Below are 16,845 nucleotides of genomic sequence, written 5' to 3' on the forward strand. Positions count from 1 at the left end.
CATGCTGGAATTCATCCAAAAAAATGCCTTCATGTTGCTCGGCCTTGTCGCGGCGCTACTGATCGGCGGACTGATGACGATCCCCGGCCTTCCGGTGGAACCCGTCCCGGATATCTCGCCGCAGCAGGTCATGGTCTCAGTTACCGCTCCAGGCCTCGCGACGGAAGAAGTGGAGAGGCTGATTACTTTTCCGCTGGAATCCAGCCTTACGGGGATACCTGGAGTGGTGGATCTTCGCTCCATTTCGCGTACAGGCGTTTCCGCTGTCTATCTTCAATTTGCTGATTCAACCGACATCGATCTCGATCGCACGCGTGTCAGCCAGCGCCTTGCCGCAGCGAGGGAGGCCATATCCGTTCCGGGGATCGCCATCTCCATGGGACCGCTCGCCACTGGTATGGGCGAGATCATGCAAATCCAGATCAAAGGTGCTGGCTATTCGTTGACCGACCTCAACCGCCTGATGACCTGGAGTGTGGTGCCACAACTGCGCCTGGTGAACGGTGTGGTGGATGTCAACGTCAATGGTGGCGCCGAGGAGACCTTCGAGCTGACACTCGATCCGTCTCGGATGGTCGCTTTCGGTGTGTCTGTCCATGATATCATGCAGGCGATCGATACCAACAACGCCTCCTCGGGCGGCGGGTGGATCGCCCACCATGACGAGCAACAGGTTATCGTTGCTCGCGCCCGCGTCGCGGGGCTGGAGACCTTGAGTGCCATTCCAGTCAAGATGGGGCACAACGGCCACGTCATTCGTGTCGGTGACATGGGAACTGTGGGTATCGGCGCGCGCACGCGCCTGGGGGCTGTCACGCGTGACGGAGAGGGAGAGATCGTCAACGGCGTGGTTCTGATGCAGAATGGCGCCAGTTCGAATGCAACGCTGGCGGCGATCAATGCCGCGCTTCCAGGTATCCAACAATCACTGCCCCCGGGCGTAACGCTGGACCCGTTCTATACGCGTGCGACGCTAACGTCAGAGACGATCGGAACCGTCAAGGAAAACCTGGCGCTCGGGGCCGCACTCGTCATTGTCGTGTTGATCGTGGTGCTGGGCGACTGGCGCGCGGCGCTTGTCATCGCTTCGGTCATTCCTGCAGCCCTGATTTTTGCCATGGCGGGCATGCGCTGGTTTGGCGTTTCGGCAAATCTGCTCAGTCTGGGTGCGATCGATTTCGGCATGATCGTGGACAGCTCCCTTGTGGTAGTTGAGCATCTTCTCACAACACGTGGCCAGGCAAACGACCAGCGCACCTTCAAGGATCTGGCTGGAAGTGCGCTGACCAGCGTCATCCGTCCGGTCAGTTTCTCGATCCTTATTATCATCCTGGTCTACCTGCCGATCCTTACGCTCGAAGGGATTGAAGGCAAGATGTTCCGGCCGATGGCGCAGACTGTCATCATGGCCCTGTTGGCATCGCTTCTCTACTGCATCGTCTGCATACCAACCCTGGCTGCACTGATGATCCGGTTCGGGGGAGAAGAGCGCGAAACGCGGTTCGTACGCTTCGTTCGCCGCCATTACGAACCTGCCCTGGCCTGGAGCGAGCATCACGGTCGTCTGCTGATCGCAGTCACGGCAGGCACGTTTGCCGTCGCGGTCTTGCTGGCAATGCGACTGGGTGGAGAATTTGTACCGCAGCTTGATGAAGGGGCGCTGCTGGTGACCTCGTTGCGCCTGCCTAGTGCATCTTTGGATACCGTCATCCGAGGCGTAACGGAGCAGGAACGTATTCTCAAGAGCTTCCCCGATGTGGCTACGGTCGTCAGCAATACCGGCACCTCGGCGATCCCCACCGACCCGATGGGGACAGGGGAAACCGACACTTTCATTTTTCTCAAGCCACGCGCGCAGTGGACAACAGCGCGCACCGAAGCAGGACTGGTCGATAAGATGAGTGCGGCTCTGGCTGAACGTCTGCCTGATGCCGAATATTCATGGACTCAACCCATCCAGATGCGCATGGACGATTTGCTGTCAGGCGTACGGACCCAGCTTGCCATTTCGATCTACGGCGATGATCTGGCGACCTTGTCACATCTGGCGGACGAAACGGTGACAGCCTTGGAGAGCGTGCGGGGTGCGGCCGACGTGACGTCAGCTGGCGAAGGCACTGTTCCCTACATGCATGTCGATGTTGACCGGGACGCTGCGGCGCGTCTTGGCGTCGCGGTTCCCGACATTCTCCAGACAGTCGAGGCCGTAGGGGGGAGAATTGGCACCACCGTCACGTTGGACGAAGCCATTGTCCCGACGCAGGTGCGTTTCGCACGGGATGCTGTTCGCTCAATGGACCGGATTGGCCGAATACAGGTGCGTCGTGCCGACGGCACAGGCTGGGTTCTTCTTGGAGATGTCACGCACATTTCGGTTCTGGATGGAACTTCACGTATCGACCGTGACAGTCTGCGGCGGCGAATCATCGTCCAGGCCAATGTACGCGGTCGGGACGTCGCTAGTTTCGTCGCCGAAGCCCGGAAGGTCGTAGCACGACAGGTACATCTCCCGCCCGGATACCGCATGAGTTGGGCTGGACAGTTCCGTAACCTGGAATCAGCGTCCCGGCGGCTTGCGGTCGTCCTGCCAATCGCGCTTGCGCTGATCTTCGGGCTTTTGGTTGCCGCCCTGTCATCGGTCGGTGCCGCCGCGCTGGTCTTCGTCAACCTGCCGGTTGCAGCAACAGGCGGCATTCTGGCGCTGGTCCTGCGCGGCATGCCGTTCAGCATCGCAGCGGGGATCGGCTTTATCGCGCTGTTCGGCGTTGCGATCCTGAACGGCGTTGTATTGATGTCGCAGATCCGGATCTACCGGGGTGAGGGCATGACTGCGGCCAAAGCGGCCTTCGAAGCTGCCCGCGTGCGATTACGTCCCGTCATCGCCACTGCATCAGTCGCAAGTTTAGGCTTTTTCCCGATGGCCTTTTCCGGAAGTGCCGGAGCGGAAGTGGAACGACCATTGGCGACCGTCGTGATTGGTGGCCTCGTCTCCTCCACCATTCTCACGTTGCTGGTTCTCCCCTCACTCTATGCGCTGGCTTTCGGCCGCAAATCTTCCACAGGCAGTGCGCCTTGATGAGACCAACAGACTGCAATCCAAGGGAGGAAAGAGTGTCATGCTGAACATTCTCCGGCACCGTAGTTACCGACATCTATTCGCGGCTCAGGTTATAGCTCTGATCGGTACCGGGCTTGCGACTGTGGCTCTGGGTCTTCTCGCATTTCGCGTGGCAGGTGAGAACGCTGGCGCCGTGCTGGGTACAGCACTGGCCATCAAAATGCTTGCCTATGTTGGCGTGGCGCCGGTCGCCGCCGCGTTCACCGAACGCCTGCCGCGACGGGTCATGCTGGTATCACTCGACCTTATACGCTGTGCTGTCGCCGCCTACCTTCCGTTCGTGAGCACGGTCTGGGAAATCTATGCTCTGATCTTTATTCTACAATCAGCATCGGCCGCTTTCACACCGACCTTTCAGGCGACGATCCCCGATATCCTGCCCGATGAACATGAGTACACAGATGCTCTTTCCCTCTCTCGTGTCGCTTATGACATGGAGAGTGTCATCAGCCCGCTTCTGGCGGCAGCACTTCTGACGCTGGTGTCATTCAACCTTCTGTTCGTCGGCACTGCGATCGGATTTTTGTGTTCTGCAGCTCTTGTTGTCTCAGTCGCCTTGCCCAGCCCGAAGCCAGCAAAACCGCGCAGCATTTATGAGCGTACGACACGTGGCATGAAACTTTATCTTGCGACGCCGCGCCTGCGTGGCCTGCTCGCGATCGATCTTGCTGTGGCAGCGGCAGCCTCGATCGTTCTGGTGAACACAGTCGTGTATGTCCAGGGACACTTTGGGTTGAATCAGCGTGCTACAGCTCTGGCACTTGCCTGCTTCGGGAGCGGCTCGATGCTGGCAGCGTTCGGTCTGCCGCGCATCCTGGACCGTATAGCCGATCGCACCGTCATGCTCGGCGGCGCAAGTTTGCTTGTAGTCGGCTCAGGCCTCGCCATCTTCCTCCCCACCTACAACTGGCTTTTGCCGCTTTGGGTATTACTGGGAATAGGCTATTCCAGTGCTCAAACGCCGACCGGGCGACTGCTTCGTCGCTCCGCTCATGCCGAAGATCGACCTGCGCTATTTGCTGCCCAGTTCGCTCTTTCACATGTTTGCTGGCTTATCGCCTACCCCCTCGCGGGGCGTGTTGGTGCCGCGTATGGATTGCCTGTCTCTGCACTCCTGCTTTGTTTACTGACAGCAGCGGGCGTCGTTATAGCTTTACTCGTCTGGCCCAGACAGGATCCTGACACCTTGATACACGGACACGTCTCTTCCTCTGAGGATAATCCACATCTTAAAGATTTGGAAAATGGCCAACACGCGCATTCCTACGTAATCGACGACCAGCACGCAAAATGGCCACGTAAAACGTAAATTGAGCACCCAGTATAAAAACTTTCGCCGCAAAGCAGACTTTCCGCTTTCCTGAAGGGTTTCGGGCGCCGCGAGGCGTACGAAAGTCTGGGAAGAACGAACCCGCGACACCGGGACTCAGTTATGGGGAATTTGCAACTGGTGCGGGCCTGAGGCGCCCTAGAGCGGGGTCACGTGAAGACATTCGTGACGCGATAAAGGGCATTTCCCTCGGATCCTACGGATGATGATGACAGGACCATCGGTTCCAGGTGCCCATTTTCTGCCGTTTTTTCGCATTTTGCGCAGGTCTGTCGGTGTGCCGGAACGAGACGGTTCCGACAGGCATCGGGTCATGCTGTGGTCTCTGCGGGCTGTCATGGTGATCCTCCGGTCGGATCAGTTGTCCGTGGCGGCCCTCGGGGCTGGCACCATCGGGGAAGGATCTGGATGACGATCATCGGACCACCACAGCATGGGCACGGAAGTGGCATGACCGTTTCAGCTTCCGGGATTTCTGACGCTGGTATGACCTTGAGCAGTTCCCGCACTCGGGCGAGGCTGGCCTTGCGGCTGGAACTGGCCAGAAGGCCATAATGGCGGATACGATGAAATCCCCGTGGCAGAACATGCAGCATGAAGCGGCGGATGAACTCATCCGTGGCCAGTGTCATGACCTGCTGCTGATGCGCGGTATCCCGGCGGTAATCCTTATACCGGAACGTCACGCCTCTTTCATCGAACGCCAGGAGACGGCGGTTCGAGATGGCGACACGGTGGGTATAGCGCGACAGGTAGGCCAGCACCGCTTTGGGCCCGGCAAAAGGGGGTTTAGCGTAGACGACCCAGCGTCTGCTGCGCACAGGGGCCAGATATCGCACAAAGGCACGACGCTCTGCCAAAGAGGCAAGCTGCCCCCGAAAGACCAGCCGGTCGGCATCGAACAGTGCGCGCAGCCGGGTCAGGAACAGGCGGCGGAACAGTTTCCCTAGCACACGGACGGGCAGCAGGAAGGCCGGGCGCGATGAAATCCAGCGCTGGCCATCGGGGGACAGGCCGCCGCCTGGTACGATCATGTGTACATGGGGATGGTGGGTCAGCGCCGACCCCCAGCTATGCAGAACGGCGGTAATACCAATGCGCGCGCCCAGATGCCGGGGGTCGGCGGCGATCGTCATCATCGTCTCCGAGGCAACCTGGAACAGCAGGGCGTAGAGAACGGCCTTGTTCTGGAGCGCGATGTCGGCGATCCGCGCCGGCAGGGTGAAGACGACATGGAAATACCCGACCGGCAGGAGATCGGCCTCCCGTTCGGCCAGCCATGTCCGTGCGGCGTTTCCCTGACAGCGCGGACAGTGACGGTTGCGGCAGCTGTTATAGGCGATCCGCCAGTGTCCACAGTCCCCGCAGGCCGCGACATGGCCACCAAGGGCTGCCGTGCGACAGTGTTCGACCGCCGACATGACCTTGAGCTGCTGCAGGGGGAGACGGCCGGCATGGGCTACCCGCCAGGCAGGACCGGCAGCCCTGAAGATATCGCCAAGTTCGAGCGAGGCGGACATGACGGTGCCCACCGAGGCCCAGGGATCAACCGTCGGGCCTCGCCTGCGTGGTCGTCAGCATGCCCAGCCTGTCGAGCGGACTGATGACGGCCCGCACGGTCCGTGTCGCAACTTTTGTATAAAGAGCCGTGGTCTCCAGACGGGAATGACCCAGCAAAACCTGGATCACGCGGACATCGACACCATCCTCAAGCAGGTGCGTGGCAAAGCTGTGCCGCAGAGTATGAGGCCCCACACGTCTGCTGATCGCAGCGGCCCGTGCTGCCTCGACAACCACGCGATGGAGTTGCCGTGTGCTGATGGGCTTCATGGTATCCTGCCCGGGAAACAGCCAGCCTTGAGGGTGCATCACGCCCTGCTGGCGTCCGGCCTTCCACCACTCCCGTAGCAGGAGCAGAAGATCTGCCGGAAGCATGGCGTTGCGATATCGTCCCCCTTTGCCCCGCTCGACCCTGAGCAGCATACGCTCGCTGTCGATATCACTGATCTTGAGAACTGCGACTTCGGCCACCCGCAGACCTGCCCCATAGGCAACCGACAGGGCGGCCTGATGCTTGAGGCATATGGTCGCGTTAAGCAACCGGGCAACCTCATCGCGGCTCAGCACGACGGGCAGGTTGCGGGGCTGCGCCACCCGGACCAGCCTGCGTGCAAGGTCGGGGCGGTCGAGCGTCTGGGTGAAGAAAAACCGCAGCGCGGACACGATGGCGTTCATGGTCGGTGTCGGCATGCCAGCCGCGTTCTGCGCAATCTGAAACTGGCGCACATCCTCGGCTGTTGCCGTATGGGGTGAGCGCCCCAGAAACGTGGCGAAACGGCCAACATCACGAAGGTAATTGCGCTGCGTCTCCCGGGAGAACCGTCGCACCGCCATGTCATCAAGCAGACGCTGGCGAAGGGGACTGATTGCAGCAATGCACAGGGACTCTGTCATCATCCGGCTCCTTCTGGGGGGAAGAAGCCAGAATGCTTGACCAAATCAGGAGAGTTCCAAACAAAACAGATCGCTCACGCCGTGGTGATAGCCTGCACACCGCACCAATCCCGCGCAGCGGGTTCGTTCTACCCCCCCAGAGCTGCCTGAGAGACACCACGCGGGCGGCCAGATACCGTGATGAGAAACTGGGGCATTTAATGTGAAGATTTATACAACGCACACGAAAGTGCATTTTACGTACGCGTGGGGTGAGCACCGTTAGAATTCGTGTCATCGCTCCACGCCTCAGTTCGGTACGATTTTCTGCGTCGCCACATCGTAGTGGAAGAGATGTAGCTGCCCGTCCTCGATCAGTTTAACGGCTTGGCCAACGTGTTCTGGCAGCACATAAAACCACTCTTTTGGCGAGATCTTCTTTCCAAGACGATCCACGACGAATAATTCGGCAGGGCGTGCGGATATAAAAAAGCGATGCAGAAGATCCTCAACTTTATGGCGGGAGAGGTTCTTGAGGCTGTATGTGGCGACGATATCCACTGGAGCTAGTAGAAATGTTGGATCGTTACGGGCATCAGCTACACGGCGGGCGACATCCTGACTGGTCACACCAATTTTGTGTAAGATCATCCGCTGCTCTCGAATGGCAGGATCCTCTGAGCGCGACCGGGCGACATAGATTGTGCCAGACAGTTCGAGTTGATCACTCTCCCATTCTGGATCAACCGGACCAAGACCCACCTTCTGCACGGTGCGCGCAGTCTTGTCTTCGGATAGCGACTTCCGGAAGGAAGACATTAAGGGATCGCTCTCTGTCCCGTTAGAGAAGATGACCCGTAACCGGTGATCCCGAGAGCCGCCGCGAGAGGTCATCTCAGACTTCTCAGCAATCATGGCGAGCAAACCGTTCCGGATGAAAAAATCCCCTTCTATGGGCTCAATAATGGCCCATTTCTTCACCGCTCTTACTTTTCGCTCTCCCGTCTCAAGAGCACGCTGTACGGCTTCAAAGCGCTCACGAAATTTCTCAAAATCCCGGCAGGGTACAAACTCAGCGCGATGATCGGGTATCGCCCGTTCGCTTGAGGGGGTTGTGTGTTGGAAGGTGACGAGTGAGGGATCAACCTCCAGTTCGTCATCATCAAAGATATCATCGAGACTTTCCGGGATGGCCGCCTGAGGAACCTCGTCCTTCCACGAACGAGGCGGGGCGACCGGCTTTTCGTCGAGAAGACCTAAGCTATCGGCTGCTCTCATTTTTTCTGTCGGTGAAGTCTTTACCGCGCCCCAAGTCATCGCCAGCTTCATCTCGTCATGGGCAAGTGCCTCTGGGTCCGGCAAGCGGCCGTTCTGCTCGACAAAACGGGTAACGTCCAGCAACACCGCGACGCCACGATCTGTGGTGTTTCCACTTCGGGTACCACGTTGTTTGAGATCCAGAAGACCAAACTCGTCGTGTTCGCTGTAGATGTCATCCAGAGAGGGGCGCACCATTATTGTGCTGCCTCGCGTAGACGCTTGGTTTTTTCGGCTTTCAGCCAGGCAAGCGCTTCGGCCATGCGTTTCTCCAGTGTGTTAGCGGAGTTCACATTGGGCTCGCGGCCTTCTGTCGCGCGAAATGCTTTAATGCGCGGCCATAAAGTCCGTGCTTCGTCTCCACTCATATTCACCCGCAAGGCGACCATGGCGGATTGCACATGCGCGAGGATCTCAGCATTCAAGGACTTAGACGCGACTTCGAAGCGTTCCTGAAAGACGTTGATGCTATCAATCAACTCAATATCGATGTCCCGAACATTGATAAATTTCTTCACCATGGCCAGCAGAGTGTTCGGAGCACTGTCAGGTGTCTCCTCACCACCATCGTTCGCTTCGCCTGTCGTGGGGGCACCTTCGGTTGGTGGAGCACCAAGCACGGATTGCGCGCCCGTAATATCCTGCTCGACTTGCTTGCGGGCCAATGTCAGGACGTTCATATGCGCAGCCAGATGCTGTCGAACAGATTCAGCCTCTTCTGTGTCCAACGTCTCGTAACGTCTTTCGATGATATCCGTCAGAACCATTTGCGTTGCGACTTCAGGGGCGGTCTCCGGTGAAAGCACACGGCGATCCATTTCCTGATAGGCCGTCGCCATCAGATCGTTCATGTCCTTTTCACAAATCGCCCGCGCACGGTCTGTGGGTGGCTCCATGAGGCCTTTAATCCCGATGGTGACATTACCTTCGTCATCCGTGCCAATCGGTGCACGAACATCGCCATCTTCCCGACGGTAGAATTTCAGGTTCGGAGCGAGGACCTGCTCCATCAGCAGTGAGCCCGAGATCGCTTTCAGCATATCATTCACAGCATCAGTGACCACGCCCGTTTCAACCCCTGGCTCAGCGACAAGGTTTGTAAACAAGGCACGCGGCTTGCCGGGCGCATCACGCGTCGCACGACCGATGATCTGCACGATCTCAGTCAGAGATGAGCGGTAGCCGATGGTCAGAGCGTGTTCACACCACACCCAGTCAAAGCCTTCCTTGGCCATGCCAAGGGCGATGATGATATCGACTTTGGCTCTGTCAGCGTCATCATCACGCTTACCATCCGCTCTTCTAATCTCATGAGATAGAGCAGTCTTCACATTGTTGCGGCCGGGACCATCATCTACCAGATCAGCAATCTTCAGAAGCCGTCCTTCTGCTGTGCGGACCAAATCAAAGCCGGTCTCAAGGTCTCGACCTTCATGCTTTCCCAAGAAATCAAGGATCCGACCCACCTCGTTGTATTTGTCATCAAATGCCTCAGATGAGCCGCGATGCGGGATATGGATAATCGTCTTTTGATTGGGGTTCAGAACCCCTTCAAGGCCGTTGATGTAGTTCCCTTTATAGAACTCGTAATTGATGCCGAGGGCTTTGAGGAAGGTGTAGCTCTCTAACTGCTCGTAATAGCTGTAGGTAATTTTGGTGAAGCGGTCTTCGTCTTCCTCCCGGAGAACCGGATCTGAATCCCCACGGAAGTAGCTGCCCGTCATTGCCATGATATGGCATGCGTCACGGGTAATCAGGTTCCGCAGAATAACGCCGAGGCGATTGTTGTCCGATGCCGAGACGTGATGGAACTCGTCTATCGCAATGAAGCACCGATCAAACGCTTCGATACCACTGGCCTCGATGACAGCATCAACGCCGAAGCGGAATGTCGCGTGGGTGCAGACCAAAACCTTTGCGTCGCTTTGCAGAAAGGCTTGGAACGCCTTGACCTTTTCTTTGCTCGCGTCGTCGCCCGTCAGGCAGAGGTTCCAGCGCGGCTCAACCTCCCAATTTGCCTCAAAGCCGTAGCTCATCAGGTTGGTAGAGCGAAAAGAGCCACCGATTGACGTTTCGGGAACGCAAACGATCACCTTCTCCAGCCCCTGATGTAGTAGTTTATCAAGTGCCACGAACATGAGTGCGCGGCTTTTACCCGCAGCCGGGGGGGCTTTGAGAAGGAGAAACTGCGCTGCACGAGCATCGTAGGTGCGGGCCTGCATCGGGCGTTGGCCTAATGCATTCGTCTTGGCTGTTGACGTGCCATAGGTGACGTTGAGCATCTCAACCATGGGTCAGGCCTTTTTCTTTTTGCTGGCAGTTTCTAGCGTTTTGATCTTGGCCGCATAGAGCTTGAAGAGTGTTTCCAGGCGTTCCGTGTCGTTGCGGAAGGGACGACCGATATACATGCTCTCCAGCAAGTCATCGTTTTCCTTGTGCACGGCGCGAAGGTCGTCAGGCATTTTGTCCGGATCGTACAAATCCGCGATCGTTTTGGGGTAATGGGAGTAGCGGCATTTCAGGATGCGGCGCGCTGAAGCCGAGAGGGCTTCCAACTGCTCGTCCGTGAATTTCGGGACTGGGAAAGTGTTCCAACCAAGCGTGTTCGAATAGCGGAAATCGGATTTCAATTTGCCGCAGACCGTGCCGATCCAGACGAGATGAAGACGGGACGCAATGAGCGCGATGCACCATTCAGGAGCGTCGTAGAGGACCTGATTGAGGTCCGATGAAATCACGTCAGCTCCCACTCGTTCCACTGGAAGGTACGGGCGGCGCTCTGAAGTAACGCGGGGGACGAGGATGGCGTGGTTTTGGGGAGCGATATGTTCACGGAACTGATGAGGGCGTTCAGCTAGTTCAATGCCGCCTTTATCTTTCATGTTTAAACGAGCGTCTCTAGTTGCAGAAACGCGCTGTGCTATATCCGTAATTTGCAGCGCTTCAGGTAAATCCTCATTGGATATCCAAAGACAATATCTTTCGAAACCCTTCACCACTTCTTGAGAACCCATAAATTTACGAATAAATTTTTTTGATTGGGGGGAGTTATGAATAATTTCCTGTTTCTGATCAGGAAGTAATAGGAGATTTCCCGCGTCATAAGGCATGCAGCCAAAGGTCATTTTAGGCAAAGAAAACAAATTATCATTTGAAGGCGAGATGAATATATTCTGTTCATCTATTAAATAGCTGTTGATGTTTGAAGATGTTTGTGAAACATCACCTTCGAAAATACGCTTTGCCGCTTTCGATGTATTCCGCAGTCCAACAATCACACAAACCACAGCAGCGTTTCCCGCAGCATTATTCCGCCATTTAAAGGACCGGTGCGCAAATCCAATTTCGACGCCTCCGGTGAGGATTTCTGGCCAGAGATTTGCCGCTGATGCACCTTGGCAAATCGAGTTGGTTGAAACCAACGCTGCCTGTATGTTGCGTCCCCGCAGATAATTAGCCGCCTTAAAAAACCACGCCGCAACAAAGTCGAATGCACGAAAGGACTTCACCTTTCCTAAGAAAACGTGGTCCATGCTAGCCTTTTGCTTGAAATCCTGCTGCGCTTTTCCCAGAAATGGGGGATTCCCAACAATAAAAACTTCTTCGTCCTTATTGGGAGGCGCGCATACAGCTTCCCAATCAAGCTCTAGGGCGTTGTCTCTGTGAATGCGGGCAGCATCCCGCAAGGGCAGGGCCGCAGGACAACGTCCGAAAACCGTCTTAAAATTCGCATTGGCCTGATATTCAGCGATGAACAGCGCAAGTTTCGCCGTCTCGGCTGCGAAATCCGAGATCTCAATTCCGTAGAAATGATCAATTTTAATGCGCGAGAACATCTCGCTTGTACCCATGGCATTGCGACCATCAAGCTCCTCCAGACGCTGCATGATACGCGTCTCGCGTGCCCGGAGTTCTCGATAAGACACAACAAGGAAGTTCCCCGATCCGCAGGCGGGGTCAAACACACGGATGTGCGACATACGACCCAGTGTTTGCTGAAGTGCGCGAGCACGGTCCCAGCCTTTATGGATCTCCACGTCTAGATCATCGAGAAAAAGCGGCCCTATAACCTTCATGATATTTGGAACTGAGGTGTAATGCATTCCCAGTTCAGAGCGTTGCTTGGGGTCCGCAACGGACTGGATCATCGAACCGAAAATATCCGGATTGATCTCACCCCAATCCAGCCTGCAGGCCTCACGCAGATAACGGTAGGCAGCAGTATCGAATTTTGGTGCATCAATGGCGCCAGCGAACAGACCGCCATTCACATAGTCTAACTCTCCGGTCCATGCGGGAAGAGCCGTTCGCTGATTCTTGGGAAGATTCATCGCCCGGAAGGCAGCAATAATGGCCTTATGGGCTTCCTCACCTTTATCACCTGCATAGGTGAAAATTAGGCGGGAAAATTGCTGCTCTGGAAAGATGCCGACGTCTTCGGCAAACATACAGAAGATCAGTCGCATCATGAGTTGGTTCATCTCATGACGACGTGCCTCTGTTCCCCAGTCGGGGTTTGCCCTGATTAACGCGTCATAAAGCTTGGCAAGTTTCCCAGTCGCCTTCACATCGATCGGGTTTTCCTCAACGGCGCGATACCGCTCTTTGCCCGCAGCGGGGAGGAAGAAGCCGAACTGATCCCCCAACTCTTTGAAGGCGCAATGAAGTGTTTCGCCCGAGGGGGTATGCTCCGCCGCAATCATCTCACCATCTGTTGCGAGCAAAATGGCGGGTTTGGAGGATTTGGTTTTCTTCGAAGCTCTCAACTGCTCAAGAGTAGTGTCGCTCTTCCCGGCTGGGGCGGGGGCATAATGAAATCTCTTGCCGAACAAGACCCCGCCCGGAAGGTCAGATTTATTGGTCGACCCGTTACGAAGTTTTGAAATTGCCGCCTGTGAGGCATCTGTCGCTTCAGCAAACGAGAAGGGAAATTCTTCTGCATCAAAGGACACCTCTGCGATCTTGGAGAGGGCATCGTAGATTTCAGTCGGGTTCATGTCGGGCCTTGGTGTGCAGCAGAGTTCAGCAGGATCAAACAACTGGCGATATTACTGCAACCGTGTGTCACATATGACAAGGTAAGGCCGGGACGTCCGGAGAAGGATGCCTATGTTTGTGTATCACTGCTTTTGGCTATACCGGCATGAGCCGCCCATGGACTTATGGACAGCCGTTTCACGGCCGCTCGCGTCATGATGGACAGCCCTGCAGGCTGACCACAGGGCGCGGCTCTGCCCACAACGCCACAGGTTCAGCACCAACAACAATGTTTTCATTCTTAAAATAAAATCGGCCGATCCGGTGTTGTCCCCTACCGAAAGTCCCGTGCCTTCAACAGCTCCGATCCCTGAAGCAACGGCGTGCGGTCTTCCAGGCTGAGCACAACGACATGAATCACATCGCCTTCCTTCTGAAGCCTACCCTTGCAGGCCAGAAGACGGGACGCGAGAAGGGGGCGGCGGTATTTTTCCTGCAAATCCTTCCAGACAATCAGATTGGCCGTGCCGGTTTCGTCCTCGATCGTGACGAACATGGTGCCGTTTGCCGTCCCTGGCTTCTGCCGCATCAACACCAGTCCGGTGAGCTGGATCCGGCGTCCATCCCGTAGATACGGAAGATCCCCACAACGAACGCCCCCTTCTTTTCGCAGTCCCTCCCTCAGAAACGCGACGGGATGACCTGTCAGACTGAGGCCCGTGGCCCGGTAATCCTCATGCACCGACGCCCGCTCTGACATCTGCGGTAGGACAATGTCAGGCTCGATTACTTCCGGCAGTGGAAAGTTCCGCCCGCGATCCGCCGCTTCGAACAACGGCAGTGCCGTGTCCGCAAGCCCCTTGATCGACCAGAGAGCAGCACGGCGCATCTGACCAAACACTCGAAACGCATCCGCTTCCGCGAGACATTCCAGGGCCGAGACCGGCACATCCGCACGCCGCCAGACGTCATCAATACTCTCATAATCCGGCATTCGGGCCGCGATCAGGGCCGCCCCGTGTCCGTTCGCCAGCTCGCGCACCATCCTGAACCCCAGCCGGACCGCCGCGTACCGTCCGTTTCGGCCGCGCTCCAGGGTGCAATCCCATCGTGAAGCATTGATACAGATCGGCCGGATCTCGACGCCATGGCGTTGTGCGTCCTGAACAATCTGCGAGGGCGCATAAAACCCCATGGGCTGACTGTTCAGCAGGGCGGCACAGAACACATCCGGATGATGACATTTCATCCAGGCCGAGGCGTAAGCAATCAGTGCAAACGAAGCAGCGTGGCTTTCGGGAAAGCCGTAGCTGCCAAACCCTTCGAGCTGCGCGAAGGTCTGCTCTGCAAACTCCTGTTCATACCCGTTGGCCAGCATCCCGCTCACCAGTTTGTCCCGGAACGGCGACACCCCCCCGGTCATTTTGAACGTCGCCATCGCACGGCGGAGCTGATCCGCCTCGCCTGGCGTAAAGGCCGCGCAATGGATCGCCACCTGCATTGCCTGTTCCTGGAACAGCGGCACGCCCAAAGTTTTCCCAAGGATCCCGCGCAGGGTCTCGGACGGATAGGTGACAGGCTCCAGTTTCTCTCTCCTGCGGAGATAGGGATGAACCATATCTCCTTGGATTGGCCCGGGCCGGACAATCGCGACCTGTATCACCAGATCATAGAAAGTCCTGGGCTTCATGCGCGGCAGCATCGACATCTGCGCCCGGCTTTCAATCTGGAATGTCCCGAGCGTGTTGGCTTTCTGGATCATGCGATAGGTCTGCGGATCCTCGGCCGGGATCGAAGCCAAGTCCATGCGGGTCTGATACACGGTGTGCAGCAGCTCGAACCCGCGACGCAGACAGCCGAGCATTCCCAGACCCAGAACGTCCACCTTCATGAAGCGCAGCACGTCAATATCGTCTTTGTCCCAGACAATAATCTGACGTCCGTCCATGGCGGTCGGCAGCAGGGGAACAAGTTCGTCCAGGCGATCCTCGGTCAGCACAAATCCGCCCGGATGCGTCCCAAGCTGGCGCGGGAAGCCGAGAAGCTGGCGGGCGAGATGAAACGTCAGGCTGAGGCGTCTGTCCTTCAGGTTCAGGCCAAGGTTGGCAGCGCGCGCCTTGCACAGGTCCGGATCCGGCAAGGACGAGGCAATATGTTTGGAAAGCTGGCCGGTCAGATCCTCCGGCAGGCCCAGCACCTTGCCGACCTCGCGCAACGCCCCTTTGGGCTGATAGCGCTGCACGGTTGCACACAGGGCCGCGCGATGACGACCATAATGCCGGTAGATCCACTGGATAACTTCCTCTCGGCGGTCACTCTCGAAATCGACGTCGATATCGGGCGGTTCCTGCCGTTCGGCCGAGATGAACCGCTCGAACAGCAGGCCCGAGCGAACCGGATCAATACTCGTGATTCCCAAGACATAGCAGACGGCCGAGTTCGCAGCAGATCCGCGCCCCTGACAGACAATCCCGAGTGAGCGGGCATGACGCACGATCGTATTCACGGTCAGGAAATACGGTGCGTAGGACAGAGAGCCGATCAGCCTCAGCTCGTGGGCAATCTGCGTCTCGACCTCAGGCGGCGCCCCGGCCGGGTAGCGACGCGGCAGTGCAGCCTGGACCAGGCGTGTCAGGGTCTCCTGTGCGCTTTCGCCCGTCCTCTCGGTTTCGGTCGGATACTGATACGTCAGGTCATCGAGACTGAAGGCGCAGGCCTCGGCAATCCGCCGCGTGTTGGCCAGAGCGTCCGGAAAGGCGGCGAACAGGCGGGCCTGCTCTTCCGGGGCTTTCAGATGACGATCGGCGTGGATATGACGGCGGTTGCCGAGAGCATCGATCGTGCAGCCTTCCCGGATGGCTGTGACCACGTCCTGAAGGACGTGCCGGCGCGCATCGTGGTAAAGAACGTCTCCCGTCACAATGCAGGCCAGTCCCTGGACTTTGCAGAGAGCCGCAAGCGCGTGAAGCCGCGCCCGATCTCTCGGCTGCCGGAGCATCGTCAGCGCGAGAAACCGGGTTCCTTTTTCGTTTGCCCTGTGTCCGGGCAGATCCAGCAGGCTCTGAACGTGCCCGGGAAGCGCTGCCAGATCCTCGGGAGGTAACAGGATCAGGGCGAGGTCCGGGGCCGCGGCGACGAGATCCTCCCAGCCCAGAAGGAAAACATCCCGTTCGCCCCGGTGATGACCAAGCGTCAAAAGCTGGCAGAGACCTGCCCAGCCCGCCCGGTTGCGGGGATAGGCCAGGAGCGCGCTGCCATCGCGTAGAGCCAGACGGCATCCGGGCAGAAGACGAAGACCGGCCTCACGCGCCGCCAGATGAGCGCGGATCACCCCGGCTACAGTGTTCCAGTCGGTCAGACCGATCGTGTCATAGCCCAGGGATTTCGCCTGGAAAACCAGCTCATCCGGCTGGCTGCCCGAGCGCAGGAATGAAAACGAAGACGTGACCTGCAATTCGACGTAAGGCGCCCTCATGGCCTAGCGGCGGTGGGGATGGGGATGTCGGCTGCTGTCAGGCGCGTTGCTGGTCGGCGCGCGCATGACCACGAAGCCCGAGCGTTCCAGATAGGCGACAAGCCGTTCGGCCACCAGACGGGCCATCAGCTCGGCGGCGTCATGCGTCCGCCTGCGTCCGTCATAGCACAACGCGTGCATCAGGACTTCGGCCAC

At 57.6% G+C, this 16,845-nt stretch carries 9 protein-coding genes; 2 read left to right on the top strand and 7 right to left on the bottom strand.

Annotated elements, in window-relative coordinates:
- Position 1 precedes the first annotated feature (1 nt).
- Positions 2-3,076 carry a CusA/CzcA family heavy metal efflux RND transporter gene (locus tag ABDK75_RS15840; protein ID WP_336763668.1) on the top strand — a complete coding sequence of 1,025 codons (3,075 nt, stop codon included), beginning with the start codon at positions 2-4 and terminating at the stop codon, positions 3,074-3,076.
- A gap of 40 nt (positions 3,077-3,116) precedes the next feature.
- Positions 3,117-4,427 (top strand): MFS transporter, encoded by a 1,311-nt coding sequence (locus ABDK75_RS15845; RefSeq protein ID WP_336763670.1) that lies wholly within the window; start codon positions 3,117-3,119, stop codon positions 4,425-4,427.
- Between the two features lie 356 nt (positions 4,428-4,783).
- Here the strand turns inward: ABDK75_RS15845 and ABDK75_RS15850 are convergent, their stop codons facing one another.
- From ABDK75_RS15850 to ABDK75_RS15880, 7 genes are all read right to left on the bottom strand, one after another.
- On the bottom strand, positions 4,784-5,968 hold the full coding sequence (locus tag ABDK75_RS15850) for an IS91 family transposase (protein ID WP_346004482.1): 1,185 nt from the start codon (positions 5,966-5,968) through the stop codon (positions 4,784-4,786).
- Positions 5,969-5,993: 25 nt separating this feature from the next.
- Positions 5,994-6,905: a tyrosine-type recombinase/integrase gene (locus ABDK75_RS15855; RefSeq protein ID WP_346004483.1), complete on the bottom strand. Its 912-nt coding sequence runs from the start codon at positions 6,903-6,905 to the stop codon at positions 5,994-5,996.
- Positions 6,906-7,190: 285 nt separating this feature from the next.
- Complete coding sequence (locus ABDK75_RS15860; protein WP_346006372.1) at positions 7,191-8,396, bottom strand: GIY-YIG nuclease family protein; 1,206 nt, start codon at positions 8,394-8,396, stop codon at positions 7,191-7,193.
- Positions 8,396-10,489 carry a DEAD/DEAH box helicase gene (locus tag ABDK75_RS15865; RefSeq protein WP_346006373.1) on the bottom strand — a complete coding sequence of 698 codons (2,094 nt, stop codon included), beginning with the start codon at positions 10,487-10,489 and terminating at the stop codon, positions 8,396-8,398. Before ABDK75_RS15865 ends, ABDK75_RS15860 begins: the two co-directional genes overlap by 1 nt.
- 3 nt (positions 10,490-10,492) lie before the next feature.
- Positions 10,493-13,195: a DNA methyltransferase gene (locus ABDK75_RS15870; RefSeq protein WP_346006374.1), complete on the bottom strand. Its 2,703-nt coding sequence runs from the start codon at positions 13,193-13,195 to the stop codon at positions 10,493-10,495.
- Between the two features lie 314 nt (positions 13,196-13,509).
- On the bottom strand, positions 13,510-16,650 hold the full coding sequence (locus tag ABDK75_RS15875) for an error-prone DNA polymerase (RefSeq protein ID WP_346006375.1): 3,141 nt from the start codon (positions 16,648-16,650) through the stop codon (positions 13,510-13,512).
- A gap of 3 nt (positions 16,651-16,653) precedes the next feature.
- A complete protein-coding gene (locus tag ABDK75_RS15880; RefSeq protein WP_346006376.1) occupies positions 16,654-16,830 on the bottom strand; it encodes a hypothetical protein in 177 nt (58 codons plus the stop codon).
- Positions 16,831-16,845 lie beyond the last annotated feature (15 nt).

The sequence above is a fragment of the Gluconobacter sp. OJA genome (assembly GCF_039638325.1).
Lineage (GTDB): Bacteria > Pseudomonadota > Alphaproteobacteria > Acetobacterales > Acetobacteraceae > Gluconobacter > Gluconobacter cerinus.

Coding starts and splice junctions, on each gene's coding strand:
- ABDK75_RS15865 (WP_346006373.1), bottom strand. CDS start 10,489: ATGGTTGAGATGCTCAACGTCACCTATGGCACGTCAACAGCCAAGACG.
- ABDK75_RS15840 (WP_336763668.1), top strand. CDS start 2: ATGCTGGAATTCATCCAAAAAAATGCCTTCATGTTGCTCGGCCTTGTC.
- ABDK75_RS15860 (WP_346006372.1), bottom strand. CDS start 8,396: ATGGTGCGCCCCTCTCTGGATGACATCTACAGCGAACACGACGAGTTT.
- ABDK75_RS15880 (WP_346006376.1), bottom strand. CDS start 16,830: ATGCACGCGTTGTGCTATGACGGACGCAGGCGGACGCATGACGCCGCC.
- ABDK75_RS15870 (WP_346006374.1), bottom strand. CDS start 13,195: ATGAACCCGACTGAAATCTACGATGCCCTCTCCAAGATCGCAGAGGTG.
- ABDK75_RS15875 (WP_346006375.1), bottom strand. CDS start 16,650: ATGAGGGCGCCTTACGTCGAATTGCAGGTCACGTCTTCGTTTTCATTC.
- ABDK75_RS15855 (WP_346004483.1), bottom strand. CDS start 6,905: ATGATGACAGAGTCCCTGTGCATTGCTGCAATCAGTCCCCTTCGCCAG.
- ABDK75_RS15850 (WP_346004482.1), bottom strand. CDS start 5,968: ATGTCCGCCTCGCTCGAACTTGGCGATATCTTCAGGGCTGCCGGTCCT.
- ABDK75_RS15845 (WP_336763670.1), top strand. CDS start 3,117: ATGCTGAACATTCTCCGGCACCGTAGTTACCGACATCTATTCGCGGCT.